This window comes from Barnesiella intestinihominis YIT 11860 (assembly GCF_000296465.1).
Taxonomy (GTDB): domain Bacteria; phylum Bacteroidota; class Bacteroidia; order Bacteroidales; family Barnesiellaceae; genus Barnesiella; species Barnesiella intestinihominis.
Genome location: NZ_JH815204.1, coordinates 678,900 through 680,910 on the forward strand (window position 1 = coordinate 678,900; position 2,011 = coordinate 680,910).

Sequence of the window (2,011 nt, forward strand, 5' to 3'; positions counted from 1 at the left end):
CCTTTCCGTTTGATACGGGTGGGGGATATTCCGGTCATCTCGGTAACGATACCCGGGTCATTCTTTCCGGTCTCGATATAGAGCGTACAGCCCATTTCGGTTCCGGCCTTGATTCGGTTAATGTTATTTTTTTTGCTTTTACTGAGTAGGTACAGGTCGAAGTCGACCAACAATCCGTACGGTGCGATACGTCTCCACAGTTCCGGTGGAATGCGGAATTGAAGTTTATGCCGGTTGACATAACAGAAATGAAGGAGGCATTTGTATTTGTAGTTCCTAAAAATCTTTTGGAAAGAACTTTTCTGTTTCTCTATCATTTCGAGCATATCGATCGATTTGAAAGGTATCAGATGGTCGTCTTTTTCAAAATAGGTAGTGCCGGATAATTTCCACAGATTTTGTTTAAAGAATTTTCCGGGTATTTCCCTGCTTGGCATTATTTCATTAGGTATCGTCCTAAATATTTCGCCTTTTGTTGTAGCCCACGAGGGTTGTATACCGGTCATGCGGGTTACGACCGAGGGAGCATCTTCTTCGGTATCGATCCAAAAATCGCATCCCATTCTAATTTTTTTATTGTCGAATGTAATCATTACTTTTAATCTTCCTTTATTCTATGAGTTATGGGAATAATAGCATGTAATTTTAATGCTTTTTCCGTAGTAATTTATCATCAATCTATGGAGGCAAAAAGATTCTCATATTTACTTAGTGAGGTGAGATAATTGTTCTTATATTCGATAAGACGTATTTTGGAGAAAGGGATTCTTTGTGATTGTATAAAGTTCGTCTGTTCATCTATTTTATTGAGAACAATGGATTTTCGGTTGAGCTTGGCAATTTTTCCGACAAGGATATAATCGTCCGATTCCAATCCTATCGCTATGTTTTCTTTTTTCTCCATGAAGGTACTGAAAATGTGCATGGTATTTGTACAATCTATACCCTTTCCTTCATATTTCCACATCGGTGAATAGTTTAGAGAAAGGATTTTTGCCGAAATTCTATCTGTTGAAACTATATTTTTTTGTTTAATGAAATTTTTATTGATAAATAAATATCCGTCGAAATTAAAATCTCTCTGACTTTGGTGAAGAATAATCCATTCTTCATTTTCTTGAATGACCACACCTTTATATATTTCATTGTGGTTATTAACCTTGATTTCCCAGATTTCCAATCGGGGGATTTTTGTGGAGTCTGTCGTTATATATTTTTGATAAGCGCACGAGTAACGAGTGTTCACTCGAAAAAAGCGAATCTTCTGTAAAGGAAATTTTTTATATTCAACCCATTGTGCTTGTTTATTTAAAATCCTCATTGTTATGTATTGTTCGTTGATATTTTTTATTTCTCCAAGCCAAAATTTATGAGCTTTGTGTTGCCATATCTCAACGAGTTTCTCTTTATCTTTATCAAATAAAGCGGGAGGAAATAGAAGCGTAGAATTTATGAGCTCCCATTTTGAGTTGGAAAATATATAGTCTGCTATTCTGTCTGTTTCGATGTGAAAATGGTCTATCCACTCTCGATTGATGAATGTATATCCATCGAGGACATAGTCATATGTATTTTCCAAAACAGCGACCCAATTGTTATCATGATTCACGTAAAGGCCAGTGATAGGCTCTTTTCGTTGTTTTATTTTTATGGTAACAAGATTCTTATTTGTAACATTTTCTCCTTTTATCTCCTTTTTCATCTTCTGTTTATGATTCTTGTTCTGTATATTCGTCTTCCCAAGTTTCCGGGTTCCAGTTTTTTTCAATACGGTCTATTAAAAATTCTATACCCCAGATTCCATAAGGAGGATATTTCTGTTGCTTTTTTGTCGGTTTTTTTACTAGTTTTCGCTCCAAAGTATGGTTATTGACTATAACCCACCCTTTGAACACTCCGCAAACCGTTTCTACTGTTTTGAAATATTTAGGGACTTTGAACTTTTTGACTTCGGAAAAGCCGACTTTGCGAATGTATTTTCTTCGTAAAGCTATTCCCAACGGAACGAAAC

The 2,011-nt window shown here is 35.8% G+C and carries 3 protein-coding genes; all 3 read right to left on the bottom strand.

The window, feature by feature from the left end; genetic code table 11:
- On the bottom strand, positions 1–563 hold a 563-nt coding region (locus tag HMPREF9448_RS07640), incomplete at its 3' end, for a DUF4279 domain-containing protein (protein ID WP_008862019.1).
- Positions 564–673: 110 nt separating this feature from the next.
- Positions 674–1,702: a hypothetical protein gene (locus HMPREF9448_RS07645; protein ID WP_008862020.1), complete on the bottom strand. Its 1,029-nt coding sequence runs from the start codon at positions 1,700–1,702 to the stop codon at positions 674–676.
- 7 nt (positions 1,703–1,709) lie between these two features.
- On the bottom strand, positions 1,710–2,011 hold a 302-nt coding region (locus HMPREF9448_RS14710; protein ID WP_008862021.1), incomplete at its 5' end, for a hypothetical protein.

Coding starts and splice junctions, on each gene's coding strand:
- HMPREF9448_RS07645 (WP_008862020.1), bottom strand. CDS start 1,702: ATGAAAAAGGAGATAAAAGGAGAAAATGTTACAAATAAGAATCTTGTT.